We start from the raw sequence: 25,620 nt of genomic DNA, 5'->3' as shown, positions 1-25,620 counted from the left end.
CCCATCATTGTTCAAGTAACGTATAAGCTGCATGGTCCAGGCTACAGCTTTGTTATCACCGAATTTCTCTTTTTTTCACAATAACAGCATCACTGACATTAGAAAATCCATGAACATTTAATAGAAACGAACCAATATGGGCATACAGTTGACTTGAGCTGCCTCCGTCCAGATTGATTGCATCAATACAGGATAGAGGAGGGGATCTGAGTAACTGGGCAAGCTTGTTGGTCGTCATTGCTGCATTGGTTGAAACAAGAATAATTATTTTTCCGTCCTCAGTGATTCCCAGGGCAGAACGTTCGGCAATACCCGGTTTAAGGGATGGAATTTTTCGTTTAATGAGCAACCGAGGCCCACTTTGAATGGCGAAATCAATATCACTATCATGATTAAAATGTTTTAAGCTGGAAATATATGCTTGATTATTTTTTATATAAAAAATTCCCCACCAGCTAATTCGTTTTAAAGGACTAATCAATTTTTTATTATTAATTCTAAGTCCAAGAGGATTAAATTCATGATCAAAAAAACCTCCATTAATACTTAAAAGAGCTTTACTGTGCTCAGCAAATTGATCTGCAGAGGCATTTTTCAGGGATAGTTTTTTTGCATTAACCAAGGCGAGTTTATTTTTATTGAGGTCAATACGAAATACATAAATATGTGCCCAGGGTGAAAGGATTCCACCAGCTAGATCCTGATACTCAATACCAGGGCTTAATGTTCGCCAATATCCCTCAGCATAGGAATGAAGAGGGACGAATGTAAGACAAAACACAAATAATAAACCGAACAAATATGATTTGTTTGCAGGATAATCATTGGTTTGTGAAGACATGTTATTGTATCCTTATGTACTCATTCAACACCACGGAATCTCTTATGCAAATTAAAACGCAACATAACAATAGTGAAGTACATAAGTCAACAACAGATTTAACCCGTCTTATGAACGAGGTGCTTGAACTTGCAAAAAAGGAAGGTGCAAGCAATGCTATGGTGGCAGTGAATAACGATAAGGGTTTTTCAGTTGATGTGCGCATGGGCGAAGTTGAAACAGTAGCATTTAGCGAAGATAAAGGTGTTGGCCTAACTGTTTATATTGGGCAGCGTAAAGGTGGTGCAAGCAGTACTGATACCTCACCTGCTGCTTTGGAAGCTATGGTTAAAGCTGCCTGTGATATAGCAAGGGTAAGTGCAGAAGATCCATGCTTTGGCTTGGCTGATAAAGAATTAATGTCTAAGAATCATCCCAATCTTGATTTATTTCATCCATGGGAGATAAGTCCCCAACAAGCTATAGAGATGGCTTTAAAATGTGAGAATTATGCATTATCGCTGGATAAACGAATTACTAACTCAGATGGAGTAAATGTATCTACATATGAATCACATAATGGATTTGCGAATACGTATGGTGGTTCAGGATTTACCCACAGCACACGGCATGGTTTAAGTTGTTCTTTGATTGCGAAGGATGGTGAGGAAATGCAACGGGATTACGACTATACAACGGTTCGTAATCCACAGGATTTGGTAGATCCCCATCTAATTGCTAAAAATGCTGTTGATCGCGCTATAAGTCGTTTAGGCGCGCAACAAATTGCAACACAAGCAACACCGGTTATTTTTTCATCACGAATTTCCAGTGGTTTATTTTTAACTTTTATTAATGCAATTAGTGGCTCAAATCTTTATAGAAAAAATACTTTTTTGTTGGATTCTATAGGACAACACGTTTTTCCAGAGTTCATCCGCATTTACGAACAGCCCCACTTGTTAGGTGCCTTGGGAAGTTCTCCATTTGATAGTGAAGGGGTTCCAACTCGTCCAAATCTTCTTGTTGAAAAAGGATGTGTGAAACAATACGTATTGGGCAGTTATTCAGCACGCAGAATGGGATTAAAAACTACTGCTAATGCTGATGGAGTTCATAATTTAACGATTGATCCTACAGCAGGTGATCTTGCTGATTTATTAAAAACTATGGGCAAGGGATTATTAGTTACAGAATTAATGGGGCAAGGAGTAAATATTATTACCGGTGATTATTCACGAGGTGCCAGTGGTTATTGGGTTGAAGATGGTGTAATCCAATATCCTGTTGATGAGATTACAATTGCTGGAAACTTAAAAGATATGTTTAAAAACATTCTTGCAGTGGGTCATGATATTAATCCCAATATTGCGACACGATGCGGCTCTGTATTAATCGAAAAAATGATGGTTGCAGGAAAATAAAGAAAAGTGAGGATCCCTGCAGAGCAGGGATCTGTTTTTAAGACGATTCATATGAGTTTAAAATGCCAAGTAATCCCATCTAGAATTAATGCCAGAATGCAAATACCCTAATAAGACAATGGAAAGGCAGAGGGATTTTATATAATCAAAAACTCGAGCAGACATCGCTAGTGTTATTCGTTTTTTACTGAATATTCAAAGAATATCATGTTTTCTATCAAGGCAGTGTACTTGCTTTGTTAATTCTTTATTCTACTCTTTAGGTAAGAGGATCGATTTGGAGTCGGCATGCGCAGGGTGATTTTAGCAGCATTGCTGGTAGTGAATACTGCTTTCGCAGGTGATGAGATTGTTGGTTTCGCAGCATATGAAAATGGAGATTATACCACTGCATATCCTTATCTAACGAAATCAGCAAGGGATGGAAATGTTGATGCGATGTATTTACTTGGCCGTATGTTCCAATATGGGGAAGGGGTCACTAAAAATTATACTGAGGCAATGAGTTGGTACCAAAAATCAGCAGCTAAAAATAATGCCTTAGCACAACTAAGCCTGGGGTTTATGTATGATTTAGGGCAAGGGGTTCCGCAAAATTTCCCGGAGGCATTTAAATGGTATATGAAATCAGCAAAACAAGGTAATGCAATTGCACAAAGAAATATTGGTTTAATGTTTGCATCAGGCGATGGTGTTAAAGCGAATAAAAAAACTGCATTTGAATGGTTCGAAAAATCTGCAAAAAAAGGGTACAGCAAGGCACAAGTAAACGTTGCTTATGCGTACATTATGGGAGAAGGGACTGAAAAGGATGTCAATAAGGCCTTCTATTGGTATCAGAAAGCAGCTGATCAGGGTGATGTTAGGGCTGAGTATAGCTTAGGTCTACTATATACAGGACAACAAGAGGGTATTGCTCAAGATGACAAATTGGCAGTTTATTGGTTTTCTCAAGCAGCAAATCAAGGCCATGTGAAAGCACAAGCTTATTTGGCTTATTATTACCTTAAAGGATATGGAGTCGAAGCAAATCCACAAAAAGCAGCTTATTGGTATCAGTCTGCAGCGCAAAGCGGATTACCTGAGGCACAAGCTGAATTAGGCCAGCTACTGCTGACAGGAACTGGTATTTCAAAAGATTACGAACAGGCTGTGTATTGGTTTACTAAGTCCGCTTTACAAGGAAACCCAGCAGGGCAAGCCAAGTTAGGTTATATGTATCTTGCAGGACTAGGTGTAGAAAAAGATTGGATTAAGGCATATGCTTTATTTAAGATTGCTGCCCAGAATCAAAATGACGAAGCAATCAGAGAACTTAAAATGTTAAAAAATAAACTGTCTGATGCGGATATTAAAGCAGGTGATGAGTTATCAAAAGAAATTCTTCAAAAGAATGCTAATACTCAATCTTCAAACAATGAAGAATAACAGTTCTTAATATTCAGATTAGAAAACATTGAAGCTTTCCCTGAGAACGTTAACTGAGATTTTTTGATTTTTATCACGACTTCGTTTAAACACAGTGTATACCGTTAAAGTAAGATTATCGCTGGTGGCAGAAGCAATACTGAGAAAGTAAGTACTCTCTATGGTAATTTGGTCATTAGCAATATTAAGTTTTTTAAGTATATCAGAGACTTTGCTTAGGTCTTTAATTCCATTTTCTTTTCTTGCCTTAAGTAATTCATTGAGCTGAGTTTCTTTCATTGAGCTGCTTAATGACTTGAGAACTTTTATCGGTGCTGTATTGATATTTATAGGCGTAGACTCGGGTAAAGTTGTAATTAAAGGCTCTAGAGCTAAATAAAGAGGAGCACTCACATCTTTGACCAGACGCAATTCAGATTTACTGCTCATCAGTTGATGACTAGGATAATAAGGTGGTTTTTGACTCATATAATAGGATAGGTAATTGTCTTTGCCGCGTGCCAGATCATATGGTGAGAGCCAATCATTAACTGCAAGAGTGAGCTTAACTCGTTCTGCTTCAGGAATTTGTGGCAAGGCTACCCCAATAAGATTTATAAATCCTAACATGGATTTTCTATTTTCCAAGTTATTAATATTGTATTGGGCCTGTAGATCATAAAGTGCGCCTCTTAAGGTAACGGTGCTATCGATATGTTCCATGTCATGGGGGATAACGCTTACTATTCCTTGTGCATCGGCTTTGGCAAATTTATTGTTTTTATTGTTTAACTCACCAAGTGCCCAAAAAGTGACTGCTTGTGATGCAAGATAAATTTTATCATGAGTGAGTATAAGTTTTGTACGGTAAATATCTAATTGCACTTTCGTACTCATGGCGGTGGCTACAATTGCAACCAAAGTCATAATAAAAAGTGCAGTGAGTAAGGCGCTTCCTTTTATGGTTTTAATTTGAAACATAAAGCGCACCCGGTAGAACAAAAAGTAAATTCAGTTCACCCTGATCCTGCAAAGTCATATTAAATTGTATGGCTTTGGGGAATGGCTCTTTACGCTGATTTAAGGTTACCGCTTGTTCTCTCCATTCAGGAAGTATTTGCAAATTTTGATTTAAATAACCAAAGTGGCAGTTAGTAAGGCGATTCAGCAAGAGCTTATCTTCATAGCTTTTTTGATTGATTATGTCGAGACTACTCCAGGTTCTACGGATTAAAGTTCCTTGTTGGCAAACATATGCAACTCGTTTGAGTGTACTGCGTTTTTCAATATTGCCAGGATTTATATTACCATCCCGCGTAAATTCCACATAATTTGTTTGTCCTATAAAAGCAGGTAGTAACTGCATTTCATTACTTCGAATAGGGCGCTCTACAGTTTGACGCGTATCTTGTTGAATAAGGCTTATTGCAAGCTGCAATTCGTTGAGACGTTCACTTTGTTCATTAACTCGAGAACGTGTTGTAAATGCATTATACAATACAGAGCTTGTAATTGTTGCCAGAATAGCAAATATGGCAAGTGCAATTAAAATTTCAATCAAAGTAAAGCCATTCAGTTTGTCGGATGTTGCATTTTTTTTCATGGTACATACCTGAAAGCTTGCAGTTCCTCTCTAAAAGGGCCTATTTTTTCTGGACTGACTGAAATAACTATTTTTTGAATGTTTTTTAGTGGTGTCGAGCTTACTTTAGCTCTCCAGTACCAGTGTTCATTCAACATGGTTGTATCTTGGGTTGTTTCCTGACTTTGATTAATCTGGAGTAAATTGAGCTGAATCATTGCCACACCTTGCATGGCAACCCAATGACTCACTGTTTTTTCTTTTATACGTCGGGTAGTTTCTACATTTTGTGATATCGCTTTCAGCAAAGCAGTCAATGCAATCGCTATTATGGAAAGTGCTAATAGAACTTCGATTAGAGTGAATCCTGACTCATTAGACCCCTTGTGAAACGTTACTTCAGAATTCGAATCCTCACGTACGGGTAGGTACATTGTGGTTTTGCGTTTCATGTCTCCTCGCACTATTTAGTGTTTACCACGTTAAATTGGAGTTCCCCATTACGTTTGCCAATAAGCAAGGCTAAATTGTTATCTTGCTTGCTACCAAAATTTAAAGTAAACGGTGTCATATCTCCAGAGGCAGAAATAATGATAGGTGGGACTCCCACTGGGGTTGAACTACTGGTTTTCAAAATAATACGTGTATCTTGGGGAAAATAAGTCATTTTAAACACTCCTTTATCGGAAATGGGTTTCCATTGAGCGTTGTTGTACAGTTGAAACACTTGATAACCGTTGTTATCAATACGCAGGCCCAGAGTGCTGGTTCCCAAAATAGCCTGCTGTTGGGCTAGGCGAAGCGTATTAACTAATTGTTCTGCAGAAAATAAAATACGCCGACTTTCACCAAAATCCCCAAAGGCAACTAAGGCAAAACCAACAGTTATGCCGATGATCACCAGAACAATCAAGATTTCAATCAGGGTAAAACCTTGATTCGACTTCTTGGGAACTTCTACTACAGAGGAGAATTGCTTGGTCCATACGGTGCGCAAATTCTCATGTGACCGCGTGCATGAAGCAATTCTGCGCTTCGTGCCTCCTCGCGTTCCTCTCTCTGTAGGGAGCTTCCGAAGAAATCTATTGTTTTTTCTCATCCCAGTTACCAATTTCGGCATTAATCCCTGTACCTCCGGGTTGTCCTTCAGCGCCGTAGGTGAAAACATCAACATCACCGTGTTGACCAGGATTTAAATAAAGATAATCTCTCCCCCATGGGTCAGTGGGAAGTGACTTGAGGTATTGTTTCCAATTGTTGGGTACAGGATTTGATGTCGGTTTCTCAACGAGGGCCATCAAGCCTTGATCCGTAGTGGGATAATTACCATTGTCTAATTTGTATAAATCCAATGCGTTTTGGATGGCAAGTACATCTTGTTTGGCTTTAACTTTGCGCGCCTCATCAGGACGACCCATTATTTTAGGCACCACTATAGAGGCGAGAATGCCCAATATAACGACTACTACCATGATTTCAATTAATGAGAATCCTTTTTGTCTATTCATTTTTACTCCGATTTAAATTCGATTGGATGAAAGTGAAGCAATTAGCTGCACCACATTTGGCTTTAAGTTATTAATTGCTCCATTGAAAAAATAGGTAATAAAGTAGCTAAAACAATAAATAAAACGATTGCACCCATCAATAGGATCACCATAGGCTCCAGTAAAGTCAATGATGTATCAATTAGCCGTTTGACTTCATTATCTAAGTGAGCTGCAGCGCGTTCCATCATGTTGGACAATTGGCCGCTTTTTTCACCGCTGCCAATTAAATGAATTGCCATCGGACTAATATAACCTGTTTCTTTTAAAGCCTCATTAATACCACATCCTTCTCTAACTTTTATTGTAGCAGTATCAAAAGCTTGTCGCATAACGACATTGGTTACTAGGCTTGCTGCAACGCGCATTGTTTCTAGAACACTTACTCCTGCTGCGAAAAGTATACCAAAAGTATGTATATAACGCGAAACATTAACTGTTTTTACCAAATATGAAATTATAGGAAGTTTTAATAACAGACGATGCCAAGTAATTTTAATCTTTTCATTGTTCAGGCTTTTCTTAAAGGCAAAAATTATGAGGATAAGTACAATTAAGGTATAAAGGCCATAATCTTTAACGAAGTGACTAATGTTAATTAATAATAGAGTCATTTCAGGCAGAGTTTGTCCGCTGCTGGTAAATACTTCAATAATTTTTGGAACAACAAAACTTAGCAAAAAGCTAATAATGGCAATTGAGACAATAATCATAATGAGTGGATAAATCAGCGCCTGCTGAATTTTCTGTCTTGTCTGCTGCTGATTTTCAGTATAATCCGCTAATTTTTCTAAAACCACATCAAGGCGACCCGTTTGCTCTCCTGAACCCACAGTAGCGCGATATAACTCGGGGAATGCGGATGGAAATTGAGCCATGGCCTGTGCTAATCCATAACCTTCAAGGACTTTTGCACGCACACCAATAATGAGTTCTCTGACTTTGTCTTTTTCTGTTTGCTCGCTCACTCCACGTAATGATTCCTCAACAGGAATCCCCGCAGCAAGTAATGTAGCTAACTGACGTGTAAATAGGGCAAGATCTGCTGCAGAAATTTTGCTTCTGGCATGACTCCCTGCACGCTGTTGACTCAATATACGAACTTGAGTTGGAATTAATCCCTGATCACGTAAGAGTTGGCGTGCGTGACGCTCAGAATCTGCTTCCAGTACACCTTTGGTCGCATTGCCATTTTTTTGAAGCGCCTGATATTGGTATGCACCCATGTTTTTTATGGTTTATGTTAAAACATAGAGTTTAATCTATTGGGTTTAATAAGTCACTTAAGGTACACTATACAACCAGACTATCCTGGAGAGTAATAATGAGCAAAAATACAGTACTTGAGGCGATTAAGGAACATGATGCCAAATTAGTTGACCTGCGGTTTACGGACATACGGGGTAAAGAGCAACATATAACCATCCCAATTTCATCAGTGGATAATGATTTTATTGAAAATGGAAAAATGATAGATGGATCTTCTTTTAAGGGTTGGCAAAAAATTCACCAGTCCGATTTGGCTTTGATGCCTGATTTGGAAACAATGAAGCTCGATCCATTCTTTCAGGACAACACTCTATTCATTCGATGTAATGTAGTCGATCCAAAAACTATGATGGGATATGAACGTTGTCCCAGATCATTGGCGTTACGTGCTGAAGCTTACTTGCAATCTACTGGTATTGCGGATACAGCCTATTTTGGACCCGAGCCTGAGTTTTTTGTCTTCGATAGCGTACAATGGGAAACAACCATTGGCGGTGCTTTTTATAAAATTGATTCAGAAGAAGCCCAATGGTATTCAGGAAAAGAATTAGAAGGAGGTAATATTGGACATCGCCCAGCGATAAAAGGTGGTTATTTCCCTGTTCCTCCAGTAGATTCTTCTCATGATATGCGTTCTGCAATGAGTTTGATCCTCGAATCATTGGGAACTGTTGTCGAAGCGCATCATCATGAAGTAGCTACAGCAAACCAATGTGAAATTGCTACTCGGTTTAATACATTGACCAAAAAGGCCGATGAATTACAAATTTTAAAATATGTAGTTCATAACGTTGCGCATAATTACGGAAAAACAGCTACTTTTATGCCCAAGCCTTTAGTTGGTGACAACGGAAGCGGTATGCATTGCCATCAATCATTAGCCAAAGACGGTGTGAATCTGTTTTCCGGTGATCAGTATGGCGGTCTTTCCGAAATGGCACTTTATTATATAGGTGGAATAATTAAGCATGCACGTGCTTTAAATGCGTTTACTAACCCATCAACCAACAGTTATAAGCGTTTAGTTCCTGGTTTTGAAGCTCCGGTTCTATTGGCTTACTCAGCAAGAAACCGATCTGCTGCAATTCGCATTCCTCATGTGAACAATCCTAAGGCACGTCGTATTGAAGTCCGTTTCCCTGATCCTACTGCGAACCCCTATCTGGCATTTGCCGCCATGATGATGGCAGGGCTGGATGGTATCCAAAAGAAAATTCATCCAGGTCAAGCTATGGATAAAGATCTCTATGATTTACCACCAGAAGAACTTGTTGATATACCTACAGTATGTTCGTCTTTAGAACAATCTATGGAATATCTGGAAAAGGATCATGATTTCTTGTTACAAGGTGATGTGTTTACTAAAGATTTTATTATGAATTACATCAAAATGAAGGAAGAAGAAACAACTAGGATTAGAAGTTTGACCCATCCTTATGAATTTGAGTTGTATTACAGCCTATAGGAACAATGGTGATGAGTAAATTTTTTGTCTCTCTATCCTTTATGATGGTAATTTGCGCGTCCTATGCGATGCAAATTTACAAATGGACTGATAGTCAAGGAAATGTTCATTTCAGTGATACCCCGCGTAAGGGAGCTGAAACCGTGACAATTCCCGAGACACAAAGTTTTTCATCACCAACTCCTTCGTCTCCTCAAACTCCAGCACAAAAACCTGAGCAAGAAGATCAAGATGATACGATAAAGTTAAAGAATTCCTACACTAAAATAGAAATTACCCAACCCCAAAGTGGGGCAACAATTCGTAATAATCAAGGCTTTGTCGTCGTGACTGCAGGAGTAGAACCTGAATTACGTCCGGGAGATAAGTTACAATTGATTTACGATAGTGGAACTCTTGGCGAACCGCAAGTGAATCCAGTATTTGAAATAAAAGGTATGAATAGGGGAACGCATAATTTGGCTGTGCAAATTGTTGATGCGGATGGAAATGTGATTGATACTAGTGATCCTATTACTATTTATGTCTTTAGACCGCGGGTTGGTATGGTTCCTGGTACTGCGCGTTAAATTTCTATGGATTGATTATGCTTATTTTATTATCACCAGCTAAAAAATTATTAAATAGTTCCAAGCCCTATTCTGGAACGACATCCAATCCTATGTTTGTTGATAAAACCAATACTCTGGTTAAACTGATGAAAACTAAATCAGTTGCTGATATAGCTGCGTTGATGGATTTGTCCAAGGATTTGGCTGAATTAAATTATAAACGCTATCAAGATTTTTGTTTGGACGATAAAGTGTCATCACATGCGTACCCCGCTTTACTTTTATTTCAGGGAGATGTTTACCAAGGTTTAAAAGCTGCAAGCTGGGAGCAAAAGACGATTGACTATTCGCAAAACCACTTGCGAGTTTTATCTGGGCTTTATGGTATGTTAAAACCTTTAGATAATATCCAACCTTACCGGCTTGAAATGGGAGTACGATTACAGAATCCTGCGGGTAAAAATTTGTATGATTTTTGGCAAGAAACAGTAACTAATGCACTAAATCAACAGCTAGCCGAGCAGAAAAATCCGGTATTAATTAATCTGGCATCAAGTGAGTATTTTAAAGTTGTAGATGAAAAGGGATTAAATTATCCAATGATTACGATCAATTTTTATGAAAAAAAGAATGATCAAATGAAAATAATTGGTATTCATGCGAAAAAGGCACGCGGGACAATGGCTAAGTTTCTCATGCAAAACCAATTTGATGATTTAGAACACCTGAAGCAATTTAATGAACTGGGTTATAAATTCCATAGTTCGACATCAACTGATGCTCATCTTGATTTTGTACGAGATACTCATTAATGTAAAATTTAATGATTGTAGCCTGGGTGGAGCGTAGCGGAACCCGGGTTTTATCCGATAAATTATTTCCGGGTTCCGCAACGCTCACCCAAGCTACAAAATAGTTAATTTATGTGGAACTTATCCAGTCGAGTACATTGTTTAAATCAATTTCCTAATCAAGACGTACGTTGTTATGTTAAAAGAGATGACGAATTAGGTTGTGGCATCAGTGGTTCAAAATTACGAAAGTATGCCAGTCTTTTTCCTTGTTTGATTGAGGAAGGAATTCAGCACTTAATTATTATTGCCGGACCTCAATCCAACAATTTACTTGCTGCATTACAATTAGTACGCGAATTTAAACTGAAAGTAACTGCCTTCTTGATACAGTCTTGGCAATTGGAGCTGCGCGGGAATTATAAATTAAGCCGTTTATTTCTCGAGGAACGGGAAATTGTCTGGGTTGCCCGTAACGCGTGGTCAAAAGTTAATGAACTGGCCGATAATTACTTACTGAAGTTAAATGAGCCTGGATTTGTTTTACGGGAAGGAGCAAGCGTATCTCAAGCAATGAATGGTGCGTTAACTCTGGCTGATGATATTATTTTAAATGAGCATTCATTGGGATTTACGTTTCAACATATTTTTATTGACTCGGGTACAGGCTTTTCCGCTGCTGCACTCATTAAAGGTCTGAACCGATTAAATCATTCTGCTCGGGTTTATGTATTGTTGTTGGCTGATGATGAAATAACGTTTCGAAATAAACTAAAACAATGGCTTGAACTAATTCCCCGTAATTTTCTTTGTTTTTATCCTACTACCGCCAAAGCTTTTGGCTCAGTGAATCAAACAATTAAAAATGAAATAAAGCGTCTGGCACGAGAAGAGGGGATTTTGGCTGATCCTATTTATGCAGCAAAGCTATTTTATGAGTCAAGGAAATATATCAAAACCGAACAATTGAAAGGTAATGTATTAATTATTCATTCTGGGGGGACCTTAACGATGCCTGGGTTTGATTACGAATAATTTGTATGTAAATTTCAGTAGGTCCCCCTTGAAATTTAGCAAATCAACCCTATATGAACATACATCATTAAGAAATGTTTCATAGGAGATTAGGTAAATGTCAAGTAAGCAACAAACCATGGGCTTTCAAACAGAAGTAAAGCAAATGTTGCATTTGGTCGTGCATTCACTGTATAGCAACAAGGAAATATTTTTACGCGAGTTAGTTTCCAATGCTTCTGATGCGTTGGATAAATTAAGATTCTTAGCTTTATCAAACGGTACACTGTATGAAAATGATTCTGATTTAAGAATTACTATTGATGTTAACGAGAAGTTAAAAACAATCACGATTAAAGATAATGGTATTGGCTTAACTTGGGATGAGGCTGTTGATAACTTGGGTACAATCGCGAAATCGGGCACCAAAGAATTCATGAGCCATTTAACAGGGGAAAGTGCAAAAGACTCTCAGTTAATTGGACAATTTGGTGTGGGCTTTTACTCAGCATTTATTGTTGCTGATAAGGTAACTGTTAAAAGTCGACGTGCGGGAGTGAAATCCGAAGAGGGAATTATTTGGGAATCCAATGGCGAAGGGGAATTTACCATTGCTTCTGAAAATAAAGCAACTCGTGGTACTGAAATCACTTTACATATCAAAGATGAGAATGATGAGTTTCTCAGCAATTGGCGTCTGCGCAGTATTATCAGTAAATATTCAGATCATATTTGCTGGCCTATCGTTATGAAGAAAATCTCTCAGGATGATAAAGAAACAAACGAATATGAAACTGTAAATAAGGCAACTGCTTTATGGACAATGCAAAAATCAGATATTCCTGATGAAGAGTACAAACAACTTTATAAGCATATTTCTCATGACTTCCAAGATCCGCTCATTTGGTCACACAACCATGTTGAAGGAAAGCATGATTATATTTCTTTGCTATATATTCCTGCACATGCACCATTTGATTTATGGCAACATGAAGTCAAACATGGCTTAAAGCTTTATGTTAAACGTGTTTTTATTATGGACGATGCCACTCAATTTTTACCTCGCTATTTACGTTTTGTAAAAGGAATTGTGGATGCGAGTGATTTACCGCTTAATGTGTCTCGAGAAATTTTACAAGACAACAAACAAGTAGAGAGCATCCGTTCTGCATGTACAAAACGTGTTTTAGCCATGCTTGAAAAAATGAGTACTCAAGATAAGGAAACCTATCAAAAGTTTTGGAATGAGTTTGGATTGGTTTTAAAAGAAGGCCCAATTGAAGACTTTACCAATAAAGAGGCTATTGCAAAGCTACTACGTTTTGCAACAACGACTACTGGTTCCGAGAAACAAGAAGCAACCTTGGATGAGTATGTCAGTCGTATGCAAGAAGGACAGGACAAGATTTATTACATCACTGCGTCCAGTTATAATGCTGCTAAAAACAGTCCTCACCTGGAAATTTTTAGAAAAAAAGGAATTGAAGTATTGTTGCTTAGCGACAAAGTGGATGAGTGGCTGGTTGGTTATTTAAGCGAATATGCAGGAAAGAAACTTCAGTCCATTTCCAAAGGAAAGGTGGAGTTAGGCGATGAGTCACCTGAGCAAATCAAAGAACAAGAAAAAACTCTTGAACCTTTGCTAAAGCATATTAAGAGCGTTTTGGATGCACGGGTTAAAGATGTGATGGTGACTCACAGACTGACTGATTCACCTGCTTGTGTTGTTGCAGATGAGCAAGATATGGGATTAGAAATGCAACGTATTTTGCAAGCTGCTGGCCAGCAAGTTCCAATAAGCAAACCTGTATTTGAAATAAATCCTGAGCATCAGTTAATTAAACACTTACATGATATTCAAGATGATGATTTATTTGAATTATGGGTCACTATGTTGTTTGAACAAGCAGTTTTAGCTGAAGGTGGGCAATTAGATAATCCTGCAGACTTTGTAAATCGAGTTAATAAATTATTGGTTTCATCTGCGGTTTAATAGTTGTCCCAGGCAACTATACTTTAGTTTAAGAAATAGCGAAGGAAGTATCAGAACTGCTATTTTGTGAAGTATCAGAACTGCTATTTTGTTAAGAAACCCAGTGTTTTATCTACGTCCCGCGGCTTGTTCGCGGGATCCAGTGATTCTCATGATTTCTGGCTTCAGCGGAGAAGCCACGGAACGTCGGAGGTCAACGGACATTAACATAACCGGCAGCTCTGACTCACTTCACCCAAGCAATAATTTAATTAGGAGTAAACGTACTCTCTTCAAGAGACTCATCCATAAAGGGGGCTGATGGGCTTGAATCGTGATATGTATGTTGAGATGTTTGATCACTAGTGAAGAAGGGTTGACTGCTTGGATATTGAACAGTTACTTTTTTTGCGTTATTTAATTTCAATTCAGCATGTTGGAATAATCCATTGATGTGTTTATCCAGCCTACTCAGATTACCTTCAGCCCCGCTTATTTTATTTGCTAGTTCAGGCATTATTTCTTTTTCAAGCGAAATCATTTCACTATTTTGTTGGGTAATGGTTACAATATTATCTCTTATTATGGTTTGATTTTTACTTAATTGATTGCTGTCTATACTGTTTTTTATTGTGTAGATTAATGCAGCAATAAATAGACTTAATGTAACGACAGCAAGTAGTGCAGCTGGAGCCATAAACAGAGAAGTTATTGCAAAAATCTCGCCTGCAACGGCTGCTCCGGCACCAGCTCCTCCGGCTGTCAAGAAAAAGAAGAGCAATCCTATTTTGAGAAAGGTATCCCTATAATTACGACGCTCCTTGATGGCGATTTCTAATTGTTCATTTTCCTTTCCTAAACTTACATTTTTTAAGGTCAGTTGCGGGTTTGATTGTTTAAATCGTTCAACTTTTTTTTCTTTTTGAGACTTATCCTGTACTATTTCTTCCTTCTCAACAAAAACGTTATTTCGTACTAATCTTACTCGTTGCTCTTCCGCTTTAAGTGTAAGATATTCACGCATAAATTGAATTATTTGCTTTAACGCTTCATTTTCTTGGTAAATTAGATTTGTCATTGATTGCAAATAAATTTCAAGCCGTGTAAGATAAGTTTGATAGCTTATCTCAATAGCTCGCTGCATCAATTGTTCTTGTTTTTGATGCAGTTTTTTGTGCTCTGCCTTAATCGCTTCTTTCAGTGAGTTGCAGTTTTCCTCAGAGAGCTGTAATAAAGCAGGCTCTCCCGCCAAACGTGCTCTCCCTCTTTTAGATCGTGCCACAGCTCGGATCTGTCTTTGTTTTTCTTTTTCGGGTAAATCCAAAAGTTTTTTGCTGAATTTACTGCAACTTTCGATCAGCTGTCGATGAAGTAATTGTTCAGTCGTTAATTCTCTTTGGAGTGATTTTAATTCTTTTGCAAGAGTATTTTTTTCGCCTTCTAAGTCGATTTCTGGATGGCCATGTTGTGGTATGTCCGGATGAGCATGAGATGTTTTTAAATGCGAAGTAACTTCGGGGTGGGCATGGGTTGTCTTATCATCTTGTTGTTCGAAAGCTTCTGGCTGAGGGTGATTATGAGTAGTTTTTGCAAGGGGATCCGCCGTCTCTGGATGAGAATGATGTTGATGAGTTTCTTTGGCATTCTTATCCAAAATAAGTTCTTCAATGCTTTTTATACGGACTTGGAGGCGATGAATATTATCTTGGTACTTTAGTATCTCTAACTCTTTAGATCTTGCTTTCTCACGCAGTAGTTGCAATTGAAACTCTAAGGTAGTTGCTAAAAGCGAATCATCTTGTGACTCTTTATGATCCTGATTTTGTTCATCTAAATCAGATTTGTATTGTTTGCTACAGGCATCTGATGTTAAATCAGATGTTGACTCCTCTTGATCAATCTGAAGAATACGTGAGAGTAGTTCCTTAATTTCGCTGATTACAAAAGAGATTGGCGATAAAAGAACGCATGAGTCACGCAAAGTAGAATAGTGAGAACTTTCAATGTACTTATCTGTTATTTCCTCAACTGAACGCTCAAGATTTAATTTTGATAGCGACATACTCCAATCCCTCTGTAATATTTAGCTGCATTTTATATAAGTCCTTTACAGAGTCAATAAGTATTATTTTTTTAAAAAATCCTGGAAAATAATATTGTTACTTTTTCCAGGATTAATGGGTATGCATGTTATGTGTTATACATATGGAAGAACTAATACCGTTGTTCCTAGATCAATGAAATGCTCATTGAGCCATTTTGCCGCCCCAGGTAACACACGAATGCAGCCATGACTGCTATTGGATTTAGGAACTTCATAAGCAGCATGAATCGCATAACCATCATGGAAATGCATGCAATAAGGCATTTTGGCGCCTCCCACTATGTGACCATCGCGAGCAATAGGGTATTCATTCGATTTACAGTCAGCTCCTTTTTTATTGAATATGTGATAGGTTCCGACAACAGTGCGGCATGATTCATGAATATCATCACAATAATCCATTCCACCAGAGGCACTGCCTGTCATCACTCTATTCCCTTGAGCGTCATAAGCTGCCCATGCGTAGACTTTAGGGTCAAAAATAAAAAGCTTTTTGCCTTGGACATCTCACTTCAGGGGAAATATGTTGCGACCTCGTGTATCATCCAGATAAGGAGTTGTGTAATGTAAATTGCCTGCGTCGTCTGTGATTACATCGGGTTTGTCAGTCACACAAGAGGCGATTAGGAGGCCTATTAATGGTGTGAGGTACCTTATTTTTTTCATCACATATTATCCTTAAAAACCAGCATAAAAAAAGGCTCGATATGCGAGCCTTTATTAGATGTAAGTAATAATTTCCGAGTTTTAAAATTTAATTATTCGTCAGTTAAACGAAAATATTTAGTTCCAAAATACCTTTGGAGTTTCTTTCTAATGGTGCCGCGGCTAATGCCCAGCATCTTAGCTGCTTGCAGTTGATTGCCACGACGTTTTTCCATCACTGCTTGAAGTAATGGAGGTTCCACCTCAGATAAGATCATATCGTAAAGATCATCAATATTTTTGCTTTTATTTTCAGCGAGAAAACGAGTAACTAAACTATAGACTAAATCTTGTAGACCTTGGTCTTGTTTCGTTATGCTTAATGTAGCTTCAGGTGTTTCAATGACAGTCATCTTAACTTCCTTATTATTAATTAAATCACACATTCCAATTGCTAACATTTAAAATGAAAGCAAAATTAATTGTACATGAAGGATAATTGATATTCTATATTTTTAAGAGAAAACTATGCATTTTTTTCGAGCAATTCATTGGCCACAAGATTAAATAATGAGCGATCGGATTTTTCTGAAGACAATGAATTTTTTACCTTATTTAAATGGGAAATCATTTTCGTAGGTTGAGCTGGATCATTGTAAAAAAGATCAATATAACGGGTCAATTCATGAGCATTGCAATCGTATTGTAAAAACTCTGGGACAATCATTCTATTCGCTAGAAGATTACATAAACCAAAAAATTTGACTCTGATAAATCTCATCGCCAGCACATAGGAAAGAAAGGAAGATCTGTAAATAATACACATCGGTTTTTCTAATAAAGCGCATTCAAGAGAGGCGGTACCTGAAGCAACGATAACAAAATTTGCAGCAGCCATACAGTGTACTGCTTGCCCTTGTACAAAGCTAACAGGTAAATTGAGGTTAGAAAAATAATGTTTAATTTTATCTGGATTAATTGTATCTGCAATGGGGATCACAAAATGCAAATTGGGATAACGTTGCTGCAAAATTAGAGCGGTGTCTCGCAACACGGGCATATGATATTTTATTTCATTAGTACGACTTCCAGGTAGAAGAGCAAAAATATTTGCTTCCTGAGGAAGACCTAGGATCTTGCGCTGTGCTTGACGGTCATCAACAGATGTTATTTTTTCTACTAAAGGATGACCAACAAAACTTACTGGAACTTGAGCTTTCTCATATATAATTTTTTCAAAGGGCAAAATAACTGCCATTTGGTCAATGCATTGTTTGATAAGATGAATGCGATTTGCTTTCCAGGCCCAAATTTGGGGGCTGATGTAATATAGAATCTTAATACCTAATTCTTGTTTTGCATATTTTGCCAGTCTTAAATTAAAGCCTGGGTAATCTACTAAAATGAGTAAATCAGGCTTTTGCTGTTTTAAATGTTTTTTAATCGCCAGAAATGCCTTGCGAATTACATTAAGATTGCGGATAACTGCAGTAAGTCCTGTGACGCCAAATCGAGCTAAATCTGAAATTATTTGTGCCCCAGCTTCCTGCATGTGTCTGCCGCCAATTCCAGTAATTTCGATATTTGGATAGGCAGCTTTTAATTGACGAATCAAAACCGATGCATGCACGTCACCCGATTCTTCACCTGCAATAATGACAATGGACTTCTTTCCAAACTCTATTTCAGCGGAAAACTGCTTCGTCGATAGGGTGCTCGAATCCTTATGCGACTGCATGTACGCTTCAGTTCTGCGTCCCGTTTCTCTTTGCACTTTCCTGATTGTAGCAAGTTTGGAAAGAAGTCTAATACGTTTAGATTTTTGCATGACGTTCAATTAAGTTATTCTGGATAAGCGAAGTGATTGTTTCTGCAACATCAAGTGCGTGAAGACCATCTTCGCCAGTTACCAGTGGGCTACTGTCTTCCTGGATGCATTTGATGAATGATTTTATTTCTTCAAATAATGCATCACCTTGCTCATACTCTTTTTCTTCTCGAATAATATCAGGAATTCCAGGGAACATTTCACCAGTTCCTTTTTTAAATACAGCCAGTTTTTTGCTCTGATAGTCAACTGAAAGATAGGAGTTCTTTTGGAATATTCTTGTCTTGCGCTCTGTTTTAAAACTGACTCGACTGGCTGTAATATTAGCTACGCACTGATTGGCAAATGTAATACGCGCATTGGCTATATCAATTGCTTTGGTAAGCACAGGCGTCCCTTGCGCAAGAATTGAGACAATTGGGCTTTTAACTATATTTTGAATTAAATCAATATCATGGATCATGACATCAAGAATCACATTAACGTCAGCCCCACGTGGTTTAAATGGAGCTAAACGTTCTGATTCAATAAATAGAGGTGTTTCCAAATATTCATCCAAAGCCAATCGTGCTGAATTAAAACGCTCAAGATGTCCAACTTGTATTTTTGCTTGGTGTTTTTCCGCAAGTTGAATTAATTCTTTTGCTTGGGCTACTGTTTCAGTAATTGGTTTTTCAATTAAAACATGGATACCTTGCTCTAAGAAAGCTTTGGCAATTTCAAAATGCTTGTTTGTTGTTGCAGAAATACTCACTGCATCAACTTTGCCAAATAAGTCATGGTAGTCTTTATAGCCAGGAACATGCAATTCCCGTGAAGCTGCTTCCAATAGGTTTTGATTCAGGTCACAAATCCCAACTAACTCTGCATTTGGAAGAAGTTGATATTTTTGTGCATGAAATTTACCTAGGTACCCTACACCAATGACTGCACAGCGAATTTTACTCATTATCTTCATATGTCAATTATTTGTGCGCATGATCGCATTTCTTGGATGATAAATCAATTTTAAAAGAGTATTATTAGCCGGCGTTAATGTCCAATGACTATACTGATAAAGAAAGAGAAGAATATTATGCTTATAGCTGGCGTAGATGAAGTAGGACGTGGTCCTTTGGCGGGAGCAGTGGTAACTGCAGCAGTTATTTTAGAAGCCCCTATAGAAGGTCTTGCCGACTCAAAAAAATTAAGCGCGAAAAAACGTGAATTGTTATCCGTGCTAATAAAGGAGCAGGCTATTGCTTATGCATATGGGAGGGCTGAAGTAGATGAAATTGAAGTCTTGAATATTCATCATGCAACTTTGCTGGCTATGCAACGTGCAATTGAGGCTTTGCCAATCAAGCCAGATCACGTATTAGTCGATGGCAAATATATGCCAAAACTGAGTATCCCTTGTAAGGCAATTGTGCAAGGAGATAATTTAATTCCTGAAATTAGTGCCGCTTCAATTCTTGCAAAAGTGTTTCGAGATGCAGAAATGATAGCGCTTGATGCACTTTATCCGGGGTACGGGTTTGCAGAACATAAAGGATATGCAACAGTAGCTCATCGAGAAGCATTAAATCGACTTGGGCCCTGCAAGATTCATCGTCGGAATTTCGAACATGTTGCAACATTGCTTTAATTTTGAAGCCTGCGTAACACGAAGCGGAACCCAGATTCAACAGAATTCGCTTCTCTATATTATCTAATCAATGCAGGCTATTAAATAAAATTTTATGTGAACTAATGGACATCAAGATTCCGAAACTCGCTAAAAAGGTAACCATTGCGGTACCTCCATAGCTGACTAAAGGCAAAGGAATGCCCACAACCGGAATGATTCCCATAACCATCCCAATATTGACAAAACCGGACATAAAAAAAGACATAGCAAGGCTTGCAGCTAATAGGCGAGTATATGTCGTTTGGGCATTGGATGCGATGTTCAGGCTTCTCAGGGAAGTCATAACAATAAGCGCAATAATGGCAAATCCACCTGCGAAGCCAAACTCTTCACTTGTAACTGCAAAGATAAAGTCCGTAGCATGTTCGGGCAGGAAGTTAAGATGGGATTGACTCCCTTGTAACCAACCTTTTCCAGCAAGCCCGCCTGAACCAATGGCAATCTTGGACTGGATAATGTGATATCCTGCTCCAAGCGGGTCTTGCTCGGGATCAAGCAGCATATAAACACGTTGTTTTTGATAATCATGCATTACATGCCAGACTACCGGTATGGCAGAGCCTATCAGGAGTATGAGCAATAAAATAACTTTAAAACGAATTCCAGCTAAAAATACAACACATAGCCCAGCAGCAGCCACCATAATTGCAGTTCCTAAATCAGGTTGCTTTGCAATAAGCAATGCGGGAACACAGATAATAAGTCCTGCAACAACAAGAGATTTAAAGCTGCTGGGTCGAGCTTGCCGGTCAAAGTACCATGCAGCCATCATAGGGACAGCCAATTTCATGATTTCAGAAGGTTGAAAGCGAAATAAACCCAATTCAAGCCAGCGTTGGGCTCCTTTCCCAATTTTTCCCATAAGCATTACGGCAATTAATAAAGTTAATCCCACGCTGTATATCCATGGAGTCCATATTTTATATTTATGCGGAGGAATAAAACCGAGCACAATCATAATGAGCGAAGCAAAAATGAGTCTCATTGATTGACGCAAGATCATACTTGTGTTCGCATTGGAGGCGCTGTACAAAATCAAAAGACCAAAGGAAATCAATAAAAGCAGTAACCCCAATAAGGGGAAATCCAAATGCAGTGATTTTTTGGTAAACCGGTAAACGGGTTTAGTGTGTCGTCTGTTCATGAGCTTTCATCGGATAAAGTTGATAGTATGTATCAAGCACTTTACGTGCAACTGTGGAAGCAGCAACATCATTCTCTACAACAACTGCCAGTGCAATTTCAGGTTTTTCAACTGGAGTAAAAGCAATGAACAATGAGTTGTCCCGTAATGCTTCGGGGATGTCTTCATATTTTACTTTTTCATATTGTCTGCCGCTAAATACTTGTGCTGTACCAGTTTTTCCTGCAACTGGGTAAGGGGGATTGCGTCCAAATCGATAACCTGTTCCTTCATTGCTGGTTAAAACGCTATGCATTGCATCTGCAACGATATCCCAGTTTGCTTCATCTTTAAGATAAATTGGATATTCCTCAACTGGCTTGTATCGTTTTATCTCACCACTGTCACTATTGACAGTTCTCATTAATAAATGAGGCCTAAACCGCTGTCCATGCTGGCTTAACGAAGCTGTGGCATTTGCCATTTGTAATGGTGTAGCAAGCATAAAACCTTGTCCTATAGACGTAATTAAGGTATCGCCAGGATACCAGGAAACTCCCTTTGTTTGTCTTTTCCACCGTAAGCTAGGTACAATACCCGCAGCTTCCTCGTAAAGATCGATATGGCTTAAATGACCCAACCCAAATTTTACGAGCATATCTTCAATATTGGAAATACCCATTTTATTTCCTAGTTGATAAAAATAGGTATCACAGGAAACAGTGATCGCTCTTTTAAAGTTAATCATTCCATGGCCTGTTTTTTTCCAATCTCTATAGATGTGGCTGGCAGTGGGAAGCTTATATCGGCCTGGATCATAAATTGTTGTTGTAGTAGTGATAAATCCTTTATCTAAACCCGCTAGGCCAACAAATGGTTTAATTGTTGATGCTGGAGGGTATACACCTCGTACCGCTCGATTAAATAAGGGTCTTTGTAAGGTATTTGACAATTTTTTGTATTCTTTAGTACTCACACCACCGACAAAAATATTGGGATCAAAACTTGGAGAACTCGTCATGGCTAAGATTTCACCATTCTTAGAGTTAATCACGACCACTGCGCCTCGTTTGTCCTTGAGTGCTTCATAAGCTGCCCGTTGAAGTCTGATATCAATACTTAAATAAAGCTTCGCTCCTGAATGAGGATTAATTTTATCAACAACTCTTAGAGTGCGCCCACTGACGTCGGTTTCTATCATTTGGTATCCTACCTTACCATGAAGCACATCCTCGTAATATTTTTCAACACCTGCTTTGCCAATAAAGTTTGTAGCACGATAATTGGTTGGATCTACTGCCCTTAATTCTTCAACATTGATTCGACCAACATAACCTAGGACATGAGCTGTTATCTCACCTAAGGGATAATGGCGCATCAACCGTGCTTTAATACTGACGCCGGGGAAATGATATTGATTGATAGCAAAAAGCGCTACCTCCTCTTGAGTCAATTTTAATTTAACAGGTATGGGTACAAAAGAGCGGTTTTGCTTTCGGGTTCGTTTGAAATTTTTGATATCTTCTTCTGTAATCGAAGGTATTAATTTTTGTAATTCAACTAATGTTTGATCCATGTTTTTAACATGTTCAGGGATAATTTCCAGGACGTAAACAGGGATGTTTTCTGCAAGCAATACGCCGTTCCTATCGAGAATTACTCCTCTTGGTGGAGCAATGGGAATAATACTCATTTGATTTTTTAAAGATAGGGTTTGATACTTTTTAAATTCGGAAATTTGTAAAAATGCAAGTCTTAAAACAAGGATTAAAGATAAAATAATAAGGAACGCCACCAACAGATTAATTCTAAACAGTTGATGCTGGGATTCTGACCGGTAATTTTTAAAAGATTGATTTCGACTCATTGACGCACAGTCAGTTAGCTGGACTCAAAAAACTGCATAGTAACTTAAAATTAGATGGTTTACTAGCACCGCTCCTATTCATTACTTATGATAAGGATGATTGTTAATAATAGACCAGGCTCTATATAAAGTTTCCAGTAAAATAATGCGTACAAGTGGATGGGGAAGGGTAAGCTTTGATAATGACCATCGTTCATCACATAATTTAAGGATTTCTTGAGACAGGCCTTCAGGCCCACCTATGATAAAACAGAGATGGCTGTGTATTTGTTGCAATTGAGATATCTTAAGAGCCAACTCCTCGCTGCTAAACGTTTTACCTTCAATATCAAGAGCAATAATTCGTGCATTATTGGGTAAGGCATCTCTGATAAGTGCAGACTCTTTTTCTAATATTCGCAATAAGTCTGATGATTTACCTCGGCGAATCAATGGTATTTCAATTAGTTTAAGTTGCACACCATCATTTAATCGTTTGGCATACTCGTTAGACCCTTGGTTAACCCAGTCGGGCATTTTATTGCCTAAAGTAATGATGGTGATTTTTAACATAACGAATTTAATAAAAGTATTTAATCTTTGGACGGCTCATCCCACAGACCTTCCAGATTATAATATTGCCTGTATTCAGGCTGCATGACATGAATGATAAAGTCACTAAAGTCAATAAGAACCCAATCACCAGTTTCCAGTCCTGTGCAATTCATGGCAGGAGTGCCTGCGGATTTCATATCTTCCATTATTTTTTGTGCAATAGCTTTAACATGACGGGAAGAGCGTCCTGAAGCAATAATCATATAATCAGTAATGGTCGTCTGTTTTCGAACATCAATTACTTTAACATCAATAGCTTGATTGTCATCAAGCAACTGCAACAGTTTAGTTAACATTGGGTTTTGATCTGACATAAATTAGACTAATCACTTATAAAAAGCGCTGAATGATAACAGTATTTTCCCTATATAAAAAGGGCTGCGCGGATCACATGCAACGAAATGGCCGATAAAATCGCTGATTAATAAAAAAAATATTGATTAATCATGTGCTTATGTTTTCAGTAAGGGATTCAATATTTGATGTTTAAATGAAACAAATGATGTCTAAATTCCACTTTGTTTCAACTCCAAAGATGATGAATCAGTTGAATGTACATGAGTTAATAGGAATTTGATTACTGCAAATAAGACCAGGCAGCATAGTGCAGCAATAAAGAGTATTCCTAATTGTTGCGTGAATGCTGCAGCATACAGGGTTTTTAATACCGCAATATTTGTTTCGCCTGAAGGAATCGCTGTTAATGAAGCCAGTTTACCTGATAAAAATCCGCCGATTCCCAGAGAAACAAAAAAGATACCCATTAGGGTGCTCACTTTGTTTTTGTCTGCAAGAAGTGTAATTGCAGATAATCCTACTGGAGATAATAAGAGCTCTGCCAAGGAAAACATTAAATAAGCTGGAATGATTAAAAGCGGTGAAAGTAACGCATTCTTGTCAGTGAAGTTGGAGACTAAGGCAATAATAGCATATGCTGCTGTGGTAATAAGTATGGCAAGAAGAAATTTTTTCCCAATATTTAATCCACGCTCGACTAAGTTGAGTTTGGGGTTTTTCTTCGCGAGGAAGTAACCAATAATCAGCATTCCCACGCTTTGAATCGTTACATAATAAGGTGGTGGGAACTGAATACCGCAAAATGTGGGCTCAACAACTCGTGAAATAAACAGGGTCAATGACATAAACATTTGAAAATAGAAAGACCAGAAGACTACTGAAATGATGCACAATAAACCAATCACTAGAGTTTGACGTGATTGATTGGCATCTTCTCCACTGACTGAATATAAAATATAACCGGCTGAGAATAAGACAACAAGCCCAAATATAAGATTGGCTAATTGAGGTGAATTTAAAATATAAAACGATAAGGACCACAGAAATATCATTAAGAGAATGGCTGTGATGATTTTTTTATATTGAAAAACAAAAGGATTGTAGTCTTTAATGTTATATTTTTTGATGCCTTGTAAAAAAACAAGGAAGGCTATGATCATACCAATAGCAGCACTGGTGAAAGAGGCAACCCAACCAAAATGCTCATTTAAAATACTGGGTAGGGTAGTCCCTAAAATAATACCTGTAGTGATTCCCATATAAAAAATAGTAAAACCACTCTCACGACGAGCAGATCCCGTAAGATATTCATTTCCTAAAAGTGATGAAATGTTCGGCTTCAATAGTCCAGTTCCTACGGCAATTGCTGCAAGAGCTGCTGTAAGTGCCAATGTATTATCAACTAATGACAAGATACAATAGCTTACAAAGAGTACCACTGCGCCGAGCAACACAGCACGCTTTTGGCCTATTAATTTATCGGCAATCCATCCTCCTACTACAGGAGAAAGGTAGGTCAGGGCAGTAAATGAGCCAACTAATGCATAAATTTGCTTATCTGGCCATTTGAAATGCAAAGCTAAATAAAGTGCTAAAAGAGATTGAACTACATAAAAACCATAGCGTTCCCACATTTCAGTTGCAAAAAAAA

24 protein-coding genes and 1 pseudogene are annotated in these 25,620 nt (G+C 38.1%); 8 read left to right on the top strand and 17 right to left on the bottom strand.

The features are described from left to right. Window positions 1–55 precede the first annotated feature (55 nt). Window positions 56–841 carry a phosphodiester glycosidase family protein gene (locus FOLKNPGA_RS10340; RefSeq protein WP_182349839.1) on the bottom strand — a complete coding sequence of 262 codons (786 nt, stop codon included), beginning with the start codon at window positions 839–841 and terminating at the stop codon, window positions 56–58. A 44-nt stretch (window positions 842–885) separates the two neighbouring features. On the opposite strand from FOLKNPGA_RS10340, the gene pmbA reads away from it, so the two are divergent. Together pmbA and FOLKNPGA_RS10330 are read left to right on the top strand one after the other, a co-directional pair. Continuing rightward, a complete protein-coding gene (gene pmbA / locus FOLKNPGA_RS10335; RefSeq protein ID WP_182349838.1) occupies window positions 886–2,244 on the top strand; it encodes a metalloprotease PmbA in 1,359 nt (452 codons plus the stop codon). A 288-nt stretch (window positions 2,245–2,532) separates the two neighbouring features. Further along, window positions 2,533–3,672 carry a tetratricopeptide repeat protein gene (locus tag FOLKNPGA_RS10330; RefSeq protein ID WP_182349837.1) on the top strand — a complete coding sequence of 380 codons (1,140 nt, stop codon included), beginning with the start codon at window positions 2,533–2,535 and terminating at the stop codon, window positions 3,670–3,672. Between the two features lie 18 nt (window positions 3,673–3,690). Here the strand turns inward: FOLKNPGA_RS10330 and gspK are convergent, their stop codons facing one another. From gspK to lspF, 6 genes are all read right to left on the bottom strand, one after another. Then, complete coding sequence (gene gspK, locus FOLKNPGA_RS10325) at window positions 3,691–4,632, bottom strand: type II secretion system minor pseudopilin GspK (protein ID WP_182349836.1); 942 nt, start codon at window positions 4,630–4,632, stop codon at window positions 3,691–3,693. Continuing rightward, the gene (gene lspJ, locus FOLKNPGA_RS10320; protein ID WP_182349835.1) at window positions 4,619–5,254 is read right to left on the bottom strand and encodes a GspJ family T2SS minor pseudopilin variant LspJ; all 636 of its coding nucleotides are present in this window, start codon (window positions 5,252–5,254) and stop codon (window positions 4,619–4,621) included. The genes gspK and lspJ overlap by 14 nt, the downstream gene beginning before the upstream one ends. Next, window positions 5,251–5,685, bottom strand: a complete 435-nt coding sequence (gspI, locus tag FOLKNPGA_RS10315; protein ID WP_370529164.1) for a type II secretion system minor pseudopilin GspI — start codon at window positions 5,683–5,685, stop codon at window positions 5,251–5,253. The genes lspJ and gspI overlap by 4 nt, the downstream gene beginning before the upstream one ends. Window positions 5,686–5,696: 11 nt before the next feature. Further along, entirely contained in the window at window positions 5,697–6,230 is a 534-nt protein-coding gene (gspH, locus tag FOLKNPGA_RS10310; RefSeq protein ID WP_232891099.1) for a type II secretion system minor pseudopilin GspH, read from the bottom strand. An 85-nt stretch (window positions 6,231–6,315) separates the two neighbouring features. Then, the gene (lspG, locus tag FOLKNPGA_RS10305) at window positions 6,316–6,741 is read right to left on the bottom strand and encodes a GspG family T2SS major pseudopilin variant LspG (protein WP_182349833.1); all 426 of its coding nucleotides are present in this window, start codon (window positions 6,739–6,741) and stop codon (window positions 6,316–6,318) included. A 62-nt stretch (window positions 6,742–6,803) separates the two neighbouring features. Then, complete coding sequence (gene lspF, locus FOLKNPGA_RS10300; RefSeq protein ID WP_182349832.1) at window positions 6,804–8,006, bottom strand: GspF family T2SS innner membrane protein variant LspF; 1,203 nt, start codon at window positions 8,004–8,006, stop codon at window positions 6,804–6,806. 98 nt (window positions 8,007–8,104) lie between these two features. Between lspF and glnA the strand changes: the two genes are divergently transcribed. The 5 genes from glnA (at window position 8,105) to htpG (ending at window position 13,863) form a co-directional block, all read left to right on the top strand. Continuing rightward, window positions 8,105–9,514 (top strand): type I glutamate--ammonia ligase, encoded by a 1,410-nt coding sequence (gene glnA / locus FOLKNPGA_RS10295; RefSeq protein WP_182349831.1) that lies wholly within the window; start codon window positions 8,105–8,107, stop codon window positions 9,512–9,514. An 11-nt stretch (window positions 9,515–9,525) separates the two neighbouring features. Further along, window positions 9,526–10,083: a DUF4124 domain-containing protein gene (locus FOLKNPGA_RS10290; protein WP_182349830.1), complete on the top strand. Its 558-nt coding sequence runs from the start codon at window positions 9,526–9,528 to the stop codon at window positions 10,081–10,083. 17 nt (window positions 10,084–10,100) lie between these two features. After that, on the top strand, window positions 10,101–10,877 hold the full coding sequence (gene yaaA / locus FOLKNPGA_RS10285; protein ID WP_182349829.1) for a peroxide stress protein YaaA: 777 nt from the start codon (window positions 10,101–10,103) through the stop codon (window positions 10,875–10,877). Window positions 10,878–10,988: 111 nt separating this feature from the next. Continuing rightward, window positions 10,989–11,891, top strand: a complete 903-nt coding sequence (locus FOLKNPGA_RS10280; RefSeq protein WP_182349828.1) for a 1-aminocyclopropane-1-carboxylate deaminase — start codon at window positions 10,989–10,991, stop codon at window positions 11,889–11,891. 97 nt (window positions 11,892–11,988) lie between these two features. Further along, on the top strand, window positions 11,989–13,863 hold the full coding sequence (gene htpG / locus FOLKNPGA_RS10275) for a molecular chaperone HtpG (protein ID WP_182349827.1): 1,875 nt from the start codon (window positions 11,989–11,991) through the stop codon (window positions 13,861–13,863). Between the two features lie 247 nt (window positions 13,864–14,110). Here the strand turns inward: htpG and FOLKNPGA_RS10270 are convergent, their stop codons facing one another. The 5 genes and pseudogenes from FOLKNPGA_RS10270 to FOLKNPGA_RS10250 all read right to left on the bottom strand — a co-directional run bounded on the left by FOLKNPGA_RS10270 (window position 14,111) and on the right by FOLKNPGA_RS10250 (window position 19,368). Continuing rightward, window positions 14,111–15,904, bottom strand: coding sequence for a hypothetical protein (locus FOLKNPGA_RS10270; RefSeq protein WP_182349826.1), 1,794 nt, complete (start codon window positions 15,902–15,904; stop codon window positions 14,111–14,113). A gap of 135 nt (window positions 15,905–16,039) precedes the next feature. After that, window positions 16,040–16,612: pseudogene (locus FOLKNPGA_RS10265) on the bottom strand (L,D-transpeptidase). Window positions 16,613–16,704: 92 nt separating this feature from the next. Then, complete coding sequence (locus FOLKNPGA_RS10260) at window positions 16,705–17,004, bottom strand: helix-turn-helix domain-containing protein (RefSeq protein ID WP_058459743.1); 300 nt, start codon at window positions 17,002–17,004, stop codon at window positions 16,705–16,707. A 113-nt stretch (window positions 17,005–17,117) separates the two neighbouring features. Continuing rightward, on the bottom strand, window positions 17,118–18,419 hold the full coding sequence (gene lpxB / locus FOLKNPGA_RS10255; RefSeq protein ID WP_255465951.1) for a lipid-A-disaccharide synthase: 1,302 nt from the start codon (window positions 18,417–18,419) through the stop codon (window positions 17,118–17,120). Continuing rightward, entirely contained in the window at window positions 18,406–19,368 is a 963-nt protein-coding gene (locus FOLKNPGA_RS10250; protein WP_182349825.1) for a Gfo/Idh/MocA family protein, read from the bottom strand. The genes lpxB and FOLKNPGA_RS10250 overlap by 14 nt, the downstream gene beginning before the upstream one ends. A gap of 126 nt (window positions 19,369–19,494) precedes the next feature. Here FOLKNPGA_RS10250 and rnhB point away from each other — a divergent pair, with 126 nt between their 5' ends. Then, window positions 19,495–20,046: a ribonuclease HII gene (gene rnhB, locus FOLKNPGA_RS10245; protein ID WP_182349824.1), complete on the top strand. Its 552-nt coding sequence runs from the start codon at window positions 19,495–19,497 to the stop codon at window positions 20,044–20,046. 67 nt (window positions 20,047–20,113) lie between these two features. Here rnhB and rodA read toward each other — a convergent pair whose 3' ends face one another. The 5 genes from rodA to FOLKNPGA_RS10220 all read right to left on the bottom strand — a co-directional run bounded on the left by rodA (window position 20,114) and on the right by FOLKNPGA_RS10220 (window position 25,603). Further along, complete coding sequence (gene rodA, locus FOLKNPGA_RS10240) at window positions 20,114–21,232, bottom strand: rod shape-determining protein RodA (RefSeq protein WP_182349823.1); 1,119 nt, start codon at window positions 21,230–21,232, stop codon at window positions 20,114–20,116. Beyond that, on the bottom strand, window positions 21,213–23,078 hold the full coding sequence (mrdA, locus tag FOLKNPGA_RS10235; RefSeq protein ID WP_182349822.1) for a penicillin-binding protein 2: 1,866 nt from the start codon (window positions 23,076–23,078) through the stop codon (window positions 21,213–21,215). Before mrdA ends, rodA begins: the two co-directional genes overlap by 20 nt. Before the next feature lie 81 nt (window positions 23,079–23,159). Further along, complete coding sequence (gene rlmH, locus FOLKNPGA_RS10230) at window positions 23,160–23,630, bottom strand: 23S rRNA (pseudouridine(1915)-N(3))-methyltransferase RlmH (RefSeq protein WP_182349821.1); 471 nt, start codon at window positions 23,628–23,630, stop codon at window positions 23,160–23,162. Window positions 23,631–23,650: 20 nt separating this feature from the next. Further along, window positions 23,651–23,986: a ribosome silencing factor gene (rsfS, locus tag FOLKNPGA_RS10225; protein ID WP_182349820.1), complete on the bottom strand. Its 336-nt coding sequence runs from the start codon at window positions 23,984–23,986 to the stop codon at window positions 23,651–23,653. A 192-nt stretch (window positions 23,987–24,178) separates the two neighbouring features. Next, complete coding sequence (locus FOLKNPGA_RS10220; RefSeq protein WP_232891036.1) at window positions 24,179–25,603, bottom strand: peptide MFS transporter; 1,425 nt, start codon at window positions 25,601–25,603, stop codon at window positions 24,179–24,181. Between the last annotated feature and the right edge of the window lie 17 nt (window positions 25,604–25,620).

This window comes from Legionella sp. PC1000, from assembly GCF_014109805.1.
Classification (GTDB): domain Bacteria; phylum Pseudomonadota; class Gammaproteobacteria; order Legionellales; family Legionellaceae; genus Legionella; species Legionella resiliens.
This window is presented reverse-complemented; position numbering and strand designations above follow the sequence as displayed.